Source organism: Streptococcus oralis subsp. oralis (assembly GCF_002096495.1).
Lineage (GTDB): Bacteria > Bacillota > Bacilli > Lactobacillales > Streptococcaceae > Streptococcus > Streptococcus oralis_CU.
Window position 1 is genome coordinate 175,226 of the sequence record NZ_NCUO01000012.1, and the last position, 15,890, is coordinate 191,115.

Below are 15,890 nucleotides of genomic sequence, written 5' to 3' on the forward strand. Positions count from 1 at the left end.
CAAAAAAAGAAAATGGAGACAAAAAAATGAAAAAATTATTGGGACTTGTATTTTTAGTAGCAGCAGCGCTAGTATTGTATTTCGGATCTGTTGGATGGCCAAGTTTAGATGTCAACCTCTGGTCACTCATTCCGGTAGGATTGTTCCTCTATTTCACACTAGAAAACTTTTTGAAAAAAGATTACAAGGCTAGTCTGATGTGCTTGATCATTGCCTTTATCATCGCAAATGCTATTTTTGATCTTTTGCCAATTTCAAGTGGTTTGGTGATTGGTGCTGGTGTGCTAGCTTGTGTAGGAATTGGCTACCTCTTTCCTGATAAGGATAAAAAAGAAGATAAATAAAAAGTCTCGAGATTTCTCGAGACTTTTTTTATCGACCAGCGTAATATTTTTGGATCCCCTTTACGATGCCTGCGACCAGTTTGTCTTGGTAGTGGCTATCTCTGATTTGTTGGTTTTCGGAGAAATTATCCATATATCCAAGCTCTAGGAGAACGGCTGGTTTGGCGGTTTCGCGTAGTACGGCATAGCTGCTCTCCAACAGGCCAGCATCCTTGGCTCCTGTTTCTGCTAGAAGAGAGGAGTGGATGGCAGCGGCGAGGCGTTTGCTTTCACTCATACGATCAGGGTGATTGTGCCAGTATTTATTAATCTTACTTGGATAATCAGGTTCATCGCTATAGGAGTAGGTTTGAATACCGCTCGCTTTTGAGTAGGTATTACCAGTAGCGTTGAAGTGAATACTGATAAAAATATCAGAGTTGGTCTTATTAACCATACGAGAACGTTCGGTAACAAAATCAACGTCAATATCACTATCACGAGAAGTGAGGACCTTGTAGCCTAGTTCTTCTAACTTAGTACGAAGCTTACGGTAAATCTGCATGTTGAGATCTTTTTCAGCTACATTGTAGTAAAAGGCACCTGAATCTCGACCACCGTGTCCAGGATCTAGGAAGATGGTATTGCTGTATAGTCCTTTTGTAAATCCACCTTCAGTTGAAACTTCAGAAATCCATTGGCCGTATTTTTGGAACAGGTGTTCCTTACCGTCTATCTTGTAAGTTCCTGAAACATAATGCCCATTATCATCTAGGTAGTAGCGTGCTTTGTCAGAGTTATCGTAAATCCATTCGCTCTTTGCCATGTAACCACCTGACTTGAGGTAGTATGCTCCAATCCACTCCTGATTTGCATAACGGCCATCCGCTTTTAGATAGAACCAGCTCTTGTAGGCTTTATCGAAGATCCACTCATTCTCCGCCATGGCTCCACTGGTTTTAAGGTAGTAGCTTTCTTTCCATTTGTCTGCTAGCATTCCACCATTCTGGTCAAATGAGTACCAGGAACCTTGAATCTTTTGCCAGTTGTCTTGGATATATCTCCCTGACCCGTTCGCATAGAACCAAGTATCCTTGATTTTGACCCAGTTGTTTTCTGCCATAGCTCCACTCTGGTTGAAGAGGTAGCCCTTGAAGGTTGTCGCACTCAGCATTCCACCGTCTTTGTCAAAGTAATACCAAGAACCGTTGACTTTCTCCCATTTATCCTGCGAGATCTTTCCAGAAGGAGCGACATAGTACCAAATTTGATCTAATTTTGTCCAGCCCTTTTCCGCCATAGCCCCGCTTTTTGTGAGCAGATAGCCGTCAACGGCAGTGTTGCTGAGCATGCTTCCAGTTTGGTCAAAATAGTACCAAGAACCATTGATTTTTTTCCAAGTGTTCAGAGCTAGTCGTCCAGAAGGATCAGCATAGTACCATTGATTGTCCAGTTTGGTCCAGCTATTTTCTATCATGACACCATCTTGGTCAAAGGCATAACCTTTGTAGATAGTAGAATGAAGACGATTACCATCTTGATCGAAGTAGTACCATTTGCCTTGGATTTGTTTCCAGTTCAAAGCAGGTTTATCATCTTGGTAAAAACGCCAGTGGTGATTTTCTTGGTACCATCCTTCTTTTTTGGGCTTGTCTTCTTGCACATTTACTTTCGGAAGAACTTCTGATTTAGAGTTTTCCTCAACACTCGATTCCTTCTTTTCTTCTTTGGCAATTGCTTCCTTGACAGCAGATGTGGATTGAGTAGTGTTTTCTTCTCCTAAGACGGATGCGGGTGCTAATCCTACGATTGAAAGGATTAAAGCACTGGTCAGTAGTATCTTTTTCACTTTCTATTTCCTAACTTTTTCTTTTTCTCTTTTTCATTTTTCCTATTAATTATCGAATTGAACTTCTTCTAGTAAGTATTCGATAAAGCGTTCGCCCATCTTAGACAGGCTGGTTTTTTCATGCTGGATATAGACTAGTTCAATCGGGTCGTCAATGTCCAGTGGAATGGAAACGATATTGTCTCCGTTGAGGTTACTGTTCAAAATCCCTGTTGCAATGGTGTAACCATCCAAACCAATCAAAAGGTTAAAGAGGGTGGCACGGTCACTGACAACAATGGATTTCTTGTGGTGCTCTTGTGAAAGAATCTCCTCTGAAAAGTAGAAGGAGTTGTGCGTCCCCTGATCATAACTCAGATAAGGAAAGTCTTCCAAATCAGCCAGTTTGACCTTGTCTTTTTTAGCTAGAGGGTTGGTCTTGCTAACAAAGATATGGGGTTGAGCGGTAAAGAGGTGGTGGGCTAGCAGGTGATTGTCATCTAGCATTTTCGTTAAAACATCGCGATTGTAGCTGTTTAAAAAGAGGACACCGACCTCGCTACGGAAGTTCTTGACGTCATCGATAATCTCCCAAGTCCGAGTTTCACGAAGGAAGAGCTCGTATTTTTCCATATCACTTTTCTTGAGCAAAGAGACAAAGGCATTGACTACAAAGGCATAGTGCTGAGAGGAAACGCTGAAAAGTTCGCGGTGGGCGATAGGATTTTTATAGCGTTCCTCCAGAAGCTGAGTTTGCTCAACGACCTGACGGGCATAGGAGAGAAACTCCATCCCATCACGGGTTAAGGTAATGCCCTTGGGATTGCGGATAAAGATTTCAATGCCCATTTCATTTTCCAAGTCTCGAACGGCATTAGAGAGACTGGGTTGGGTAATAAAGAGTTGCTTGGCTGCCTCATTCATAGAGCCAGTTTCGACGATTTTGATAATATAGTGTAGTTGTTGAATTCTCATGTTTTTATTGTACCATACTTGCGGAAGAATGGGCAATGAAGACGAAGAAAATAGGGGGAAAGAGCTGGTCCTGTATTGAAAAAAAGTCTGGAATCTGCTAAAATGGAAGCTATGAAAACATTCTATGATGTGCAGCAATTTCTCAAACAGTTTGGCATTATTGTCTATGTGGGGAAGCGCTTGTATGATATTGAACTGATGAAGCTCGAACTCTCTCGGATCTATGATGCAGGTCTGATGGATAAGCTAGACTATCTAGAGGCGGAAGCTGTTCTTCGTAGAGAGCACAAGATAGAATTAGACTACATAGAGAAAAATGGAGATAAGAACTTATGACAATTTGGATTTTGTGGGGAATCGTTCTGGCGATGGCAGCATGGATGGGGTATAACTACCTTCGTATTCGTCGTGCGGCTAACATTGTAGACAATGCAGAGTTTGAAGCCTTGATTCGGAAAGGACAGTTGATCGATGTCCGTGAACCAGCAGAATTTCACAGAAAACATATCCTCGGAGCCCGCAATATTCCTTCAAATCAGTTGAAGTCAAGCCTTGCAGCCCTTCGCAAGGATAAACCTGTCCTTCTCTACGAAAACCAACGCGGACAACGAGTGACCAATGCAGCACTTTATCTGAAAAAACAAGGTTTCTCTGAGATTTATATCCTTTCTTATGGGTTGGATTCTTGGAATGGGAAGGTCAAGACGAGCTAACATTCTGTTAAAAACTGTTTAATGATAGATAAATCTTGCATTTTATGGTATCATCATTTATATTAAATTTAAGGAGATTTTGTAATATGAATTCACAACAAAAGAAAAAACCTTCACTTATTTTAGGTATCTTATCTATCGTCCTTGGTTTGCTTTCTCCAATAGTGGGTCTGATTTTGGGGATCATAGGATTGGTCTTGGCTTTTTCATACCAAAAAGAATCTGGACTAAACTATCAAACAGAAAAAATTCTGAATATCATAGGACTTGTAGTTTCTGTTCTTAACTGGATTCTAGCCGTCGCAGTATTTTTTAGATAAGCAAAAAACAAAAAGCTTTAAACATAAAGCTTTTTTTGTTTTATCGCCCCATCTCTAAATAGTTTTTAATGATTTCCAATTCCTCTGGATTCAAGGGACGGTATTGCCCTTCTGCTAGTTCTGGGTCTAATGTAAAATCGCCGAACTGGACTCTTTTTAAGGCAGTCACCTTGACACCAACTGATAGAAACATCTTCTTGACTTGATGAAACTTGCCCTCAGAGATAGTGATGGAGGCCCGGCTCTCTGTTGGGCCTGCGGATAGAATATCTAGTTTTGCAGGTTTACAAGTGGTTCCGTCTAAAAAGACAATCCCCTCTTTGAATGACTGGATATGGTCTGGTGTGAGCAGACCGTTGACCACCACTTGATAGGATTTATCAACATGGTGCTGGGGATGGAGGAGTTGGAATCCTAAAGGTCCATTGTCTGTCAAAAGGAGCAGTCCCGTCGTATCGCGGTCTAATCTGCCGACAGCATAGAGCTGGTCAGACTGGATGTCAGGTGGCAGGAGTTCCATGACGGTTGGAAGTTTCTTATCCTTGCTAGCTGTAACGACTCCGTTTGGCTTATGAAGCATGAGGTAGTTGTGCTCGTAGCCTTGGATTTGTCGTCCTTGAAAGACTAATTTCTGTAATCCAGTGTCGACATTTTGAGCGAGTGAGCTGGCTGGACAATCATCTACTAGGATTTCTTTTTTTAATAGAGCCTGTTTCATAGCCTTGCGACTGACCTTTTCTTGGGCTAATAATCTATCTAAACGCATACCAGCTTATCTTATCATAAGTCTCTGACTTTGAAAAGAGTTGCCTTGACTAGAAAAGCAGAGTGAAAACATTTACACTTAGCTGAACTGTGATTTTTGAATGAGACTGTGGTATAATTGTTCAGTTAGAAATAAAAATTTAAATATTAGAGGAAATCATGACAAAATTAAGAGAAGATATCCGTAACATTGCGATTATCGCCCACGTTGACCACGGTAAAACAACCCTCGTTGATGAATTATTGAAGCAGTCTGAAACTCTTGATGCACGTACTGAATTGGCAGAGCGTGCTATGGACTCAAACGATATCGAAAAAGAGCGTGGAATTACTATCCTTGCGAAAAATACAGCCGTAGCCTACAACGGAACTCGTATCAATATAATGGACACACCAGGACACGCGGACTTCGGTGGAGAAGTTGAGCGTATCATGAAAATGGTTGATGGTGTTGTCTTGGTCGTAGATGCCTACGAAGGAACAATGCCACAGACTCGTTTCGTATTGAAAAAAGCCTTGGAACAAGACCTTGTCCCAATCGTGGTTGTCAACAAAATCGATAAACCATCAGCTCGTCCAGCAGAAGTAGTAGACGAAGTATTGGAGCTCTTCATTGAGCTTGGTGCAGACGATGACCAGCTTGATTTCCCAGTGGTGTATGCTTCAGCTATCAACGGGACTTCTTCATTGTCAGATGATCCAGCTGATCAAGAAAAAACAATGGCGCCAATCTTTGACACCATCATCGACCATATCCCAGCTCCAGTGGACAACTCAGATGAACCGTTACAGTTCCAAGTGTCACTTTTGGACTACAATGACTTCGTTGGTCGTATCGGTATCGGTCGTGTCTTCCGTGGTACTGTTAAGGTTGGGGACCAAGTTACCCTTTCTAAACTAGATGGTACAACGAAGAACTTCCGTGTCACAAAACTCTTCGGTTTCTTTGGTTTGGAACGTCGTGAAATCCAAGAAGCCAAAGCAGGTGACTTGATTGCCGTATCCGGTATGGAAGATATCTTTGTTGGTGAAACTATTACTCCGACAGATGCCATTGAACCTCTTCCAATCCTACACATCGATGAGCCAACCCTTCAAATGACCTTCTTGGTCAACAACTCACCATTTGCAGGTCGTGAAGGAAAATGGGTGACTTCTCGTAAGGTGGAAGAGCGCTTGCAGGCAGAATTGCAAACAGACGTTTCCCTTCGTGTTGACCCAACGGACTCACCAGATAAATGGACGGTTTCAGGACGTGGAGAATTGCACTTGTCAATCCTTATCGAAACTATGCGTCGTGAGGGTTATGAGCTTCAAGTATCTCGCCCAGAAGTTATCGTAAAAGAGATTGACGGTGTTAAATGTGAACCATTTGAACGTGTTCAAATCGATACTCCAGAAGAATACCAAGGATCTGTTATCCAAAGCCTTTCTGAACGTAAGGGTGAAATGTTGGATATGATTTCAACTGGTAATGGTCAAACTCGTTTGGTCTTCCTTGTTCCAGCGCGTGGTTTGATTGGATACTCAACTGAGTTCTTGTCAATGACTCGTGGTTACGGTATCATGAACCATACCTTCGACCAATACTTGCCATTGATCCCAGGGGAAATTGGGGGACGTCACCGTGGTGCCCTTGTTTCCATCGATGCTGGTAAGGCTACAACTTACTCAATCATGTCTATCGAAGAACGTGGTACAATCTTTGTCAACCCAGGTACTGAGGTTTACGAAGGAATGATTATTGGTGAGAACTCTCGTGAAAACGACTTGACAGTTAACATCACTAAGGCCAAACAAATGACCAACGTCCGTTCAGCTACTAAGGACCAAACAGCGGTTATCAAGACACCTCGTATCTTGACACTTGAAGAGTCTCTTGAGTTCCTGAACGACGATGAGTACATGGAAGTAACGCCTGAGTCTATCCGTTTGCGTAAGCAAATCCTCAACAAGGCAGAGCGCGAGAAAGCCAACAAAAAGAAAAAATCAGCTGAATAAGAGCTAGAAAGAGATAAAGATGGTCTATTTAATCATAGGGATACTCTTATTACTACTCTATGTATTTGCGACACCTCAAAGTATTAAAGGAACAGTCAACATCGTTATCTTGGTCTTTGTAGTTGTTGCACTCTTGATTTTGCTGATGTTGTCCATCTTGCAAATCTTCCAACTACCGACAGAATTCTTTGTCACAATCGCCATGTTGGCCCTAGCTTACTTTAGCTTGAGAGACATTACGCTCATGTCTGAAAAAAAGAGCAAAAGAAGATAAAAAGAAAGAGAGCCATAGCTCTCTTTTTCGATGTCAGAATGAGGACTAGAGCATTTTCGTTTAGTATTATTTCCATAAAAATGGTAAAATAGTAGGAGTAGAAATGGAGTTTGAGACATGAAAGTAATCGATCAATTTAAAAATAAGAAAGTCCTTGTTTTAGGTTTGGCTAAGTCTGGTGAGTCTGCGGCCCGTTTGTTGGACAAGCTGGGTGCTATTGTGACAGTAAATGACGGCAAGCCTTTTGAGGAAAATCCTGCTGCTCAAAGCTTGCTGGAAGAGGGAATCAAGGTTGTCACTGGTGGGCATCCTTTGGAACTCTTGGATGAAGATTTCGCTCTGATGGTGAAAAATCCAGGTATCCCGTATAGCAATCCCATGATTGAAAAGGCATTGGCAAAGGGGATTCCAGTCTTGACTGAGGTGGAATTGGCTTATTTGATTTCGGAAGCGTCAATTATCGGTATCACTGGTTCAAATGGGAAAACAACCACAACGACGATGACTGGGGAAGTTTTAACTGCTGCTGGTCAACGTGGTCTTTTGTCAGGGAACATCGGCTATCCTGCTAGTCAAGTGGCTCAAACTGCGACAGCCAAGGACACACTTGTCATGGAACTTTCTTCTTTCCAACTAATGGGTGTCCAAGAATTCCATCCTGAGATTGCGGTTATTACCAACCTCATGCCAACTCATATCGACTATCATGGTTCTTTTGAAGAGTATGTGGCAGCTAAGTGGAATATCCAGAACAAGATGACAGCGGATGATTTCCTTGTATTGAACTTTAACCAAGATTTGGCAAAAGAATTGGCTACCAAAACACAAGCTACTGTTGTACCATTTTCAACACAGGAAAAGGTTGATGGAGCTTATTTGGAAGATGGTCAACTCTACTTCCGTGGAGAAGTGGTCATGGCAGCTAGTGAAATCGGTGTTCCAGGTAGCCACAATGTAGAAAATGCCCTTGCGACCATTGCTGTAGCCAAGCTTCGTGGTGTAGACAACCAAACCATCAAGGAAACTCTTTCAGCCTTTGGTGGTGTCAAACACCGTCTCCAATTTGTGGATGAAATTCAGGGGGTCAAATTCTATAACGATAGTAAGTCAACCAATATCTTGGCTACTCAAAAAGCCTTGTCAGGATTTGACAATAGTAATGTTATCTTAATCGCAGGTGGTTTGGACCGCGGCAATGAGTTTGACGAATTGGTGCCAGATATTACTGGGCTCAAGAAGATGGTTATCCTCGGTCAATCTGCAGAACGTGTCAAACGGGCAGCAGAGAAGGCTGGTGTGACTTATGTAGATGCGACAGATATTGCTGATGCGACCCGCAAGGCTTATGAGCTTGCGACTCAAGGAGATGTGGTTCTCCTCAGTCCTGCCAATGCTAGCTGGGATATGTATGCTAACTTTGAAGTACGTGGAGATCTTTTCATCGACACAGTAGCGGAGTTAAAGGAATAATATGAAAAAAATTGTCTTTACAGGTGGGGGGACGGTTGGACATGTCACCCTCAACCTTTTGTTAATGCCCAAGTTCATCGAAGACGACTGGGAAGTTCACTATATCGGTGACAAGCACGGAATCGAACACCAAGAAATCCTCAAGTCAGGCCTGAATGTGACCTTCCACTCTATTGCGACTGGGAAGTTGCGTCGCTATTTCTCTTGGCAAAATATGCTGGATGTCTTTAAAGTTGGTTGGGGAATTGTTCAATCGCTCTTTATCATGTTACGACTGCGTCCACAGGCTCTTTTTTCTAAGGGAGGATTTGTCTCTGTACCGCCGGTTATCGCAGCGCGAGTGTCAGGAGTGCCTGTCTTTATTCATGAATCTGACCTGTCTATGGGCTTGGCCAATAAAATCGCCTATAAATTTGCGACTAAGATGTATTCGACATTTGAGCAGGCTGCTGGTCTCGCAAAAGTCGAGCATGTGGGGGCAGTGACCAAGGTTTCAGATCAAAACACTCCTGAACCAGATGAATTGGTGGATATCCAAACCCACTTTGATCCTAAATTGCCAACGGTATTGTTTGTCGGTGGTTCTGCAGGAGCTCGTGTTTTTAACCAATTGGTGACTGATCATAAGCAAGAACTGACAGAGCGCTACAATATTATCAATCTCACTGGAGATTCAAACCTCAATGAGTTGAGTCAAAATCTCTTTCGTGTTGATTATGTGACGGATCTCTATCAACCCTTGATGGAGATGGCAGATGTGGTGGTGACGCGTGGCGGTGCCAATACGATTTTCGAGCTCTTGGCCATGGCGAAACTCCATCTCATCGTACCATTGGGTCGTGAAGCAAGTCGAGGAGACCAGATTGAAAATGCAGCTTATTTTGTTAAGAAAGGCTATGCAGAAGAACTTCAAGAAAGTGACTTGACCTTGGAAAGTTTGGAGGAGAAACTCAGTCACTTGCTTAGTCACAAAGATCAATACCAAGCTAGCATGAAAGCTTCGACTGAATTGAAATCTCTTGCAGATTTTTACGATCTACTAAGAAAAGACCTAGCATAAGGAATATCAATGTCAAAGGATAAGAAAAAAGAATCAAACCAGAAGCAAGAATTGTCTGAATGGCAGAAACGAAACCAGGAATACCTGAAGAAGAAGGCTGAGGAAGAAGCTGCCCTAGCTGAAGAGAAGGAAAAGGAAAAACAAGCTCGTAAGGAAGCCAACTCGAAACTACTGGAGGAATCCAAGAAATCATCGAGTGAGTCAGATGAGAAAGCCTCAAGTCCAAGCAAGGAACCATCCGAAAAAGAAGAAAAATCTCAAAAGGATGACCGAAAAGTCAAAGAGGAAAAAGAGAAGAAGAAAAAAGAAAAACCAGAGAAACCAGAAAAACCTGCCAAGCCTAAAATTGCGCCTGTTCATATTTGGCGAGCTGTGAGTATCTTGGTACCAAGTGTCCTGGTCCTCCTTCTTTCAGTCTATCTATTGACTCCACTTTCGACCATCAAAAATATCGAGGTTAAGGGAAATAGTAACACGCAGGTGGATGACATCAAACAGGCTTCTGGAATTCAAGATAGCGACTATACCTTAGCTCTATTGTTGGATAAGGAAACATACGCTGAGCGCATCAAGTCCAACCATTGGATAGAATCAGCGAAGATTAACTATCAATTTCCGACTAACTTTACGATTGAGGTCAAGGAATTTGATATTGTTGGTTATTATGTGTCTGGTGAAGAACATTATCCTATTCTGTCTAGTGGTACAGTAGAGTCAACTCCTGTTGATCACTTAAACTTGCCTGAGACTTATCTGACAGTTACCTTTAACGATGAGCAGCAGGTGAAAGAGCTGATAACGGGATTGTCTACTATCAGTGAAGATATCAAGAGTCAAATCCAGAAAATCGAATTAGCGCCGAGCAAGGCAACAGCAGATCTTTTAAAAATTACCATGCTGGATACAGATGAGGTTTTGGTTCCCCTATCAGAATTGAGCAAGAAATTGCCTTATTACAGCAAAATCAAGCCACAATTGTCAGAACCGAGTGTAGTCGATATGGAAGCTGGAGTATACAGCTACACGATAGCGGATAAGCTGATAGAAGAAGCAGAAGAAAAAGCCAAACAAGAGGCCAAGGAAGCTGAGAAGAAAAAACAGGAAGAAGAAAAGAAAAAACAAGAAGAACAGGGAAATCAAAGCCAAACGAGCCAGCAATCACAGAGTCGTTAGACTAACTTTTCCTCTTGATTTTGAATGGTATAGAAGTCTAGTTTCGAGTTTTTGCTTGACAAGTCCTACTATAAATAATAGAATAGAAAAAAACCTTTAAAGCAGTCCAGAGAGGCGGCTAAGGTTAGACGGTGAAAGGGTGGAGACTACCCATTTTTCGTGGAACCTTGCTGTTGGCAGGTTCCTTTTTTCGTGGTTTATTTTTGACCATACTCTCTTGCTCGTAAAGGTAAAAGGAGAAAGGTATGCGTGAACATCGTCCAGTTATTGCTCTTGATTTTCCTAGTTTTGAGGCGGTCAAGGAATTTTTATCTCTTTTCCCAGCAGAAGAAAGTCTTTATCTAAAAGTAGGGATGGAGCTTTATTATGCGGAAGGTCCAGAAGTTGTCCGTTATTTGAAGTCACTGGGGCATAGTGTCTTTCTGGACCTCAAGCTACATGACATTCCCAATACAGTTAAATCGGCTATGAAGGTCTTATCTCAGCTTGGTGTAGACATGACCAATGTTCATGCTGCTGGTGGTGTGGAGATGATGAAGGCTGCGCGTGAAGGTCTAGGGACACAAGCCAAATTGATCGCTGTGACCCAGCTTACATCAACGTCGGAAAGCCAGATGCAGGATTTTCAAAATATCCAAACCAGCCTGCAAGAGTCTGTGATTCACTATGCCAAGAAGACAGCTGAAGCGGGCTTGGATGGTGTCGTTTGCTCAGCTCAGGAAGTCAAGCTTATCAAAGAAGCAACAAGCAAAGATTTTATCTGTTTGACACCGGGAATTCGTCCAGCGGGAGCTGCGGTAGGAGACCAAAAACGCGTCATGACACCAGCGGACGCCTATCAAATCGGTAGTGACTATATCGTAGTGGGACGTCCCATTACCCAAGCTGAAGATCCTGTTACAGCTTATCATGCTATCAAGGATGAATGGAACCAAGACAGAAATTAAAGAAATAGATTATAAAAACAAAAGGAGAATACTATGACACTTGCTAAAGATATCGCTAGCCACCTCTTGAAAATCCAAGCAGTTTACCTCAAACCAGAGGAGCCTTTCACTTGGGCATCTGGTATCAAATCGCCGATTTATACTGACAACCGAGTGACGCTTGCCTATCCAGAAACTCGTAGCTTGATTGAAAATGGTTTTGTGGAAGCTATTAAAGCAGAATTTCCAGAAGTAGAAGTGATTGCAGGAACAGCGACAGCAGGGATTCCGCACGGAGCCATCATTGCTGATAAGATGAATCTGCCTTTTGCCTATATCCGTAGCAAACCAAAAGACCACGGAGCAGGTAATCAAATCGAAGGTCGTGTAGCTCAGGGACAAAAGATGGTTGTTGTTGAAGATCTCATTTCAACGGGTGGGTCTGTTCTTGAAGCCGTAGCAGCTGCTAAACGCGAAGGAGCCGATGTGCTTGGAGTTGTAGCGATTTTCAGTTATCAATTGCCGAAAGCCGATAAGAATTTTGCGGATGCTGATGTGAAATTGGTGACACTTTCTAACTACAGTGAACTGATCCACCTAGCCCAAGAAGAAGGTTACATCACACCAGAAGGACTCGACCTCCTAAAACGCTTTAAAGAAGACCAAGAAAATTGGCAAGGATAATAAAATAACTAAGGCTTGCAAGAAATAGCAAGCTTCTTTTTCATTTTTATGATAGAATTATATTGGTAGCGTTTTTACAAAAAAATAAGTGTGATTGAAGAAGGTTAGGATGGAAATTGATAATCGTAGTATTCGTTTAGGAGGTGAATTAAAGAAAGAAATAAAACCTGGAAGCTAGGTCAAAATTGCAGCAGCGACTTTTTCGATGTTTGCCTTTCAACAGTTAAAGGAAGAATTTGAAACGATAGAGGAGTTGAAATTTATCTTTACAAATCCAACCTTTGTGACTGATGAGACGAGAGTTGGATATCGTGAATATACGATCCCCAAAAAAGAGCGAGAGCAGTCTATTTTTGGAGGACGTTATGAACTGAAGTTAATGAATGAATTAACTCAAAAAGCAATCGCTAGAGAATGTGCAGACTGGATCAGGAATAAAGCTCGTTTTAAATCTATCAACATTGAAACCGATGAGATGCCAAATGGTATGCGGATAGAAACGGATGATGATACTGTCGCTGTGGATCAACTCAAAAACTTTGATCGAAAAGAATTGGGCTATGATTCTTCTTTGTTCAAAACCACACGGCATATCTACCATGCTCCATTGAGTTTATCCTATCTAGATGAATTTGATAGTCTCTGGCAAGATGATGAGTATTTTCGGGATGTGACAGAAGAGCTCTTGGTTCATTATAAGGAAATTCTAACAAAAGAAAAAGATGGAAAACATTTCAAAATTGTCCGTCGTTTCCGTACACAAGAAGATTACCAGATCCAATTTGATGGTGACAATCTAGACCAAGTCTATGAAATGTTGATTAAGAAAATGGGTAAAGATCAATTTCAAAGTAAGTTGGACGGTAACTTAAAAGAGTCGGTTGAGCTGACGGAACAACTAGAAAAACTGGAGAAGCAAGCTCAACGTCTTAAGAAGCAAATGTATGCAGAAAAATCGATGAGAAAGCAGATGGAAGTAAAGAAAGGCTACCAAGAAGTTCTCAAACAGATCCAAGAATTAAAATAGGGATTACTTGTATACTATAGACAAGTACACAGAAACCATTATAAGAAAGGTTACATATGACTACAGAACAACATAAAGGCGAACATACCGGCCTCGATCTTTTAAAAGTAGGCTCCAAAGGTGTTTTTACAGAAAATATTTCCAAAATTGGTCAACTCTTTCCAGAAGTCTTGACAGAAAAAAGAGATGAATATGGAAGACTTCGTCCCGCTATTGACTTTGAGAAACTGAAACAGTTTTTATCAGAGGAAATTGTGGATGGTCACGAATCCTATGAGTTTACGTGGGTTGGAAAACGTGAAGCTATCGTAGAAGCTGGACGACCAACAACTAAAACCTTGAGACCAGACCTTGATGAGAGTGTTGACTTTGATAAGAGTGAAAATATTTTCATAACTGGGGATAACCTAGAAGTTTTGAAAATCTTACAAGAATCCTATCTAGGAAAAATAGATATGATCTATATCGATCCACCCTATAATACAGGGAAAGACTTTGTATACTCTGATAAGTTCCAAAAAACGGACGAAGAGTTAAAAGAAGAGATGGACCTCTTGGACGAAGAAGGACGTCAAGTTGTTGGATTACAACCGAATGAAAAAAGTTCAGCTCGTTACCACTCAGACTGGCTCAATATGATGTATCCACGTCTGCGCTTGGCGCGTAATCTATTAAAAGATAATGGAGCTATTTTTATATCTATAGATGAAAATGAATATTCTAATTTGAAGCAAATGCTTGATGAAATATTTGGTGAGGGAACTTTCATAGAAAATATTGTTTGGGACAAAAAATCATCTGCTAAAGGAGTTCCTCCCACAACTATGATGGCTGGAGTTCATGAATATATTTTAGTATTTCAGAAGAAAAAAGACTTCAAATTTTTGGGAGAAAAACGGGAAGAAAGTGATTTTTCTAATCCAGATAATGATCCTAGAGGTTTATGGAGAAATACTAATATTAAATCTACAACAAGCTCTAAAGAATTTACAATTATTGATCCAGAGACTGGAATATCGTACACAGATACCTGGGCATTTAGTGAAAAAGAATTAAATCGTCTTATATCAGAAAGATATATAATATTTCCAAAAAATCCAAACGGACAAGTAAGACGAAAAGAGTTTATGAATGAGTTGCAAAATGAACACAAAGCTATCAAATCAAGTTTTGGCTTATTTGATGGGCAAACTAATACGGAATATGTAAAAAAATTATTTGGTATTGATAAATTATTTAGTAATCCTAAACCGATAAATTTATTAAAGTATTTAATAAGTGTTACATTGCCTAAAGATAGTAGTATTATATTGGACTTCTTTGGTGGCTCAGGAACCACAGCAGACGCAGTCATGCAACTAAATGCGGAAGATGGAGGCAATCGTAAGTTTATCTTGTGTACGTTGGATGAAGCAGTTGCTGAAAAATCTGCTGCTAAAGAAGCAGGTTATGAAACCATTGACCAAATTTCACGTGAGCGGATTCGTCGTGCTGCTGCTAAGTTACAGGAGGAGCATCCAGAATTAGTTGGCAAACAAGACTTTGGTTTTAAAGCTTACAAACTAGACTCTTCTAATTTTAAAGACGTTTCTTCTCGACCAGATCAATTTATCCAAGGGGAGCTTTTCGACAGTGTATCCAATATCAAGGAAGGACGTTCTGGACTTGATTTGCTCTTCCAAGTTATGCTGACATGGGGAATGGAATTATCTTTAGAGATTGATTTAAAGAATGTAGCAGGAGCAGAAGTCTTTGATGTGGATCAGGGCTCCCTTATGGCCTGTTTTGATGATGATGTATCGGAAGAAGTCATCCGACACATTGCTCAAGCACAACCACTCCGTGCGGTTTTCCGTGATAGCTCATTTGCCAATTCAGCAGATAAAATTAACGTAAGTGAAATCTTCAAAGAATTATCACCTAATACAAAAGTGAAGGTAGTGTAGGATATGAGTGAACACAAAGTAAAACATTTAGAGATGATACAAGCTATCATTGAACGAATGGGTAAGAATTCTTTTGTCGTTAAAGGATGGTCGTTCACTTCCATAGGTGCCTTATTTGCATTTTGGTTTAGTAATACTAGCATGTGGTATATACTTCTTTTAATTTTGTTTGTAACTATATTGTTTTGGTTTCATGATGCTTATTACTTGTTATTAGAACGACAATATAGACGTTTATACGATGAAGTAAGATTAAGTGATAAAGAAACAGATTTTAGAATGACTCCAAAAAGAGAAGAGGGAGATCTTCTGATAACACTTTTTCGTCCAATTTTAAAGTATACCTATGGTTTAATAGTTATTTCTACATTGATTCTTATAGTTGTTGTTAGATAAGTGAGGAAA

17 protein-coding genes are annotated in these 15,890 nt (G+C 40.9%); 14 read left to right on the top strand and 3 right to left on the bottom strand.

Annotated elements, in window-relative coordinates; genetic code table 11:
- Positions 1 to 26: 26 nt before the first annotated feature.
- Positions 27 to 344, top strand: coding sequence for a hypothetical protein (locus B7717_RS06290; protein ID WP_042902605.1), 318 nt, complete (start codon positions 27 to 29; stop codon positions 342 to 344).
- A 28-nt stretch (positions 345 to 372) separates the two neighbouring features.
- Here B7717_RS06290 and B7717_RS06295 read toward each other — a convergent pair whose 3' ends face one another.
- Together B7717_RS06295 and B7717_RS06300 are read right to left on the bottom strand one after the other, a co-directional pair.
- On the bottom strand, positions 373 to 2,172 hold the full coding sequence (locus B7717_RS06295; RefSeq protein WP_042902554.1) for an N-acetylmuramoyl-L-alanine amidase: 1,800 nt from the start codon (positions 2,170 to 2,172) through the stop codon (positions 373 to 375).
- Between the two features lie 45 nt (positions 2,173 to 2,217).
- Positions 2,218 to 3,126, bottom strand: coding sequence for a LysR family transcriptional regulator (locus tag B7717_RS06300; protein WP_001222578.1), 909 nt, complete (start codon positions 3,124 to 3,126; stop codon positions 2,218 to 2,220).
- Positions 3,127 to 3,228: 102 nt separating this feature from the next.
- Between B7717_RS06300 and B7717_RS06305 the strand changes: the two genes are divergently transcribed.
- The 3 genes from B7717_RS06305 to B7717_RS06315 all read left to right on the top strand — a co-directional run bounded on the left by B7717_RS06305 (position 3,229) and on the right by B7717_RS06315 (position 4,159).
- Entirely contained in the window at positions 3,229 to 3,462 is a 234-nt protein-coding gene (locus B7717_RS06305) for a YqgQ family protein (protein WP_002882495.1), read from the top strand.
- On the top strand, positions 3,459 to 3,839 hold the full coding sequence (locus B7717_RS06310; protein WP_042902553.1) for a rhodanese-like domain-containing protein: 381 nt from the start codon (positions 3,459 to 3,461) through the stop codon (positions 3,837 to 3,839). Before B7717_RS06305 ends, B7717_RS06310 begins: the two co-directional genes overlap by 4 nt.
- Before the next feature lie 86 nt (positions 3,840 to 3,925).
- Positions 3,926 to 4,159, top strand: a complete 234-nt coding sequence (locus tag B7717_RS06315) for a hypothetical protein (protein WP_001088140.1) — start codon at positions 3,926 to 3,928, stop codon at positions 4,157 to 4,159.
- 40 nt (positions 4,160 to 4,199) lie between these two features.
- On the opposite strand, the gene B7717_RS06320 is transcribed toward B7717_RS06315, so the two are convergent.
- Positions 4,200 to 4,925 carry a 16S rRNA pseudouridine(516) synthase gene (locus B7717_RS06320; protein WP_042902552.1) on the bottom strand — a complete coding sequence of 242 codons (726 nt, stop codon included), beginning with the start codon at positions 4,923 to 4,925 and terminating at the stop codon, positions 4,200 to 4,202.
- 158 nt (positions 4,926 to 5,083) lie between these two features.
- On the opposite strand from B7717_RS06320, the gene typA reads away from it, so the two are divergent.
- The 10 genes from typA (at position 5,084) to B7717_RS06370 (ending at position 15,881) form a co-directional block, all read left to right on the top strand.
- On the top strand, positions 5,084 to 6,925 hold the full coding sequence (gene typA, locus B7717_RS06325; RefSeq protein WP_042902551.1) for a translational GTPase TypA: 1,842 nt from the start codon (positions 5,084 to 5,086) through the stop codon (positions 6,923 to 6,925).
- 19 nt (positions 6,926 to 6,944) lie between these two features.
- Entirely contained in the window at positions 6,945 to 7,199 is a 255-nt protein-coding gene (locus B7717_RS06330) for a DUF3165 family protein (RefSeq protein ID WP_000262662.1), read from the top strand.
- Positions 7,200 to 7,316: 117 nt separating this feature from the next.
- Positions 7,317 to 8,669 carry a UDP-N-acetylmuramoyl-L-alanine--D-glutamate ligase gene (gene murD / locus B7717_RS06335; RefSeq protein ID WP_084944400.1) on the top strand — a complete coding sequence of 451 codons (1,353 nt, stop codon included), beginning with the start codon at positions 7,317 to 7,319 and terminating at the stop codon, positions 8,667 to 8,669.
- Position 8,670: 1 nt separating this feature from the next.
- Positions 8,671 to 9,729: a UDP-N-acetylglucosamine--N-acetylmuramyl-(pentapeptide) pyrophosphoryl-undecaprenol N-acetylglucosamine transferase gene (locus tag B7717_RS06340; protein ID WP_084944401.1), complete on the top strand. Its 1,059-nt coding sequence runs from the start codon at positions 8,671 to 8,673 to the stop codon at positions 9,727 to 9,729.
- 9 nt (positions 9,730 to 9,738) lie between these two features.
- Positions 9,739 to 10,902, top strand: a complete 1,164-nt coding sequence (locus B7717_RS06345) for a cell division protein FtsQ/DivIB (protein ID WP_084944402.1) — start codon at positions 9,739 to 9,741, stop codon at positions 10,900 to 10,902.
- Between the two features lie 245 nt (positions 10,903 to 11,147).
- Positions 11,148 to 11,849 carry an orotidine-5'-phosphate decarboxylase gene (pyrF, locus tag B7717_RS06350; protein WP_084860157.1) on the top strand — a complete coding sequence of 234 codons (702 nt, stop codon included), beginning with the start codon at positions 11,148 to 11,150 and terminating at the stop codon, positions 11,847 to 11,849.
- 33 nt (positions 11,850 to 11,882) lie between these two features.
- Positions 11,883 to 12,512 carry an orotate phosphoribosyltransferase gene (gene pyrE, locus B7717_RS06355; protein WP_049489838.1) on the top strand — a complete coding sequence of 210 codons (630 nt, stop codon included), beginning with the start codon at positions 11,883 to 11,885 and terminating at the stop codon, positions 12,510 to 12,512.
- A 205-nt stretch (positions 12,513 to 12,717) separates the two neighbouring features.
- Positions 12,718 to 13,539 carry a hypothetical protein gene (locus B7717_RS09750; protein WP_241502071.1) on the top strand — a complete coding sequence of 274 codons (822 nt, stop codon included), beginning with the start codon at positions 12,718 to 12,720 and terminating at the stop codon, positions 13,537 to 13,539.
- Between the two features lie 254 nt (positions 13,540 to 13,793).
- Positions 13,794 to 15,485: a site-specific DNA-methyltransferase gene (locus B7717_RS06365; RefSeq protein WP_070697390.1), complete on the top strand. Its 1,692-nt coding sequence runs from the start codon at positions 13,794 to 13,796 to the stop codon at positions 15,483 to 15,485.
- Positions 15,486 to 15,488: 3 nt separating this feature from the next.
- The gene (locus tag B7717_RS06370; protein WP_048714806.1) at positions 15,489 to 15,881 is read left to right on the top strand and encodes a hypothetical protein; all 393 of its coding nucleotides are present in this window, start codon (positions 15,489 to 15,491) and stop codon (positions 15,879 to 15,881) included.
- Positions 15,882 to 15,890 lie beyond the last annotated feature (9 nt).

Bases quoted from the DNA above. Each gene is read 5' to 3' on its own strand.
- B7717_RS06345 (WP_084944402.1), top strand. From the start codon at position 9,739: ATGTCAAAGGATAAGAAAAAAGAATCAAACCAGAAGCAAGAATTGTCT.
- B7717_RS06305 (WP_002882495.1), top strand. From the start codon at position 3,229: ATGGAAGCTATGAAAACATTCTATGATGTGCAGCAATTTCTCAAACAG.
- pyrF (WP_084860157.1), top strand. From the start codon at position 11,148: ATGCGTGAACATCGTCCAGTTATTGCTCTTGATTTTCCTAGTTTTGAG.
- typA (WP_042902551.1), top strand. From the start codon at position 5,084: ATGACAAAATTAAGAGAAGATATCCGTAACATTGCGATTATCGCCCAC.
- murD (WP_084944400.1), top strand. From the start codon at position 7,317: ATGAAAGTAATCGATCAATTTAAAAATAAGAAAGTCCTTGTTTTAGGT.
- B7717_RS06290 (WP_042902605.1), top strand. From the start codon at position 27: ATGAAAAAATTATTGGGACTTGTATTTTTAGTAGCAGCAGCGCTAGTA.
- B7717_RS06340 (WP_084944401.1), top strand. From the start codon at position 8,671: ATGAAAAAAATTGTCTTTACAGGTGGGGGGACGGTTGGACATGTCACC.
- B7717_RS06315 (WP_001088140.1), top strand. From the start codon at position 3,926: ATGAATTCACAACAAAAGAAAAAACCTTCACTTATTTTAGGTATCTTA.
- B7717_RS06370 (WP_048714806.1), top strand. From the start codon at position 15,489: ATGAGTGAACACAAAGTAAAACATTTAGAGATGATACAAGCTATCATT.
- B7717_RS06320 (WP_042902552.1), bottom strand. From the start codon at position 4,925: ATGCGTTTAGATAGATTATTAGCCCAAGAAAAGGTCAGTCGCAAGGCT.
- B7717_RS06300 (WP_001222578.1), bottom strand. From the start codon at position 3,126: ATGAGAATTCAACAACTACACTATATTATCAAAATCGTCGAAACTGGC.
- pyrE (WP_049489838.1), top strand. From the start codon at position 11,883: ATGACACTTGCTAAAGATATCGCTAGCCACCTCTTGAAAATCCAAGCA.
- B7717_RS06310 (WP_042902553.1), top strand. From the start codon at position 3,459: ATGACAATTTGGATTTTGTGGGGAATCGTTCTGGCGATGGCAGCATGG.
- B7717_RS06330 (WP_000262662.1), top strand. From the start codon at position 6,945: ATGGTCTATTTAATCATAGGGATACTCTTATTACTACTCTATGTATTT.
- B7717_RS09750 (WP_241502071.1), top strand. From the start codon at position 12,718: ATGTTTGCCTTTCAACAGTTAAAGGAAGAATTTGAAACGATAGAGGAG.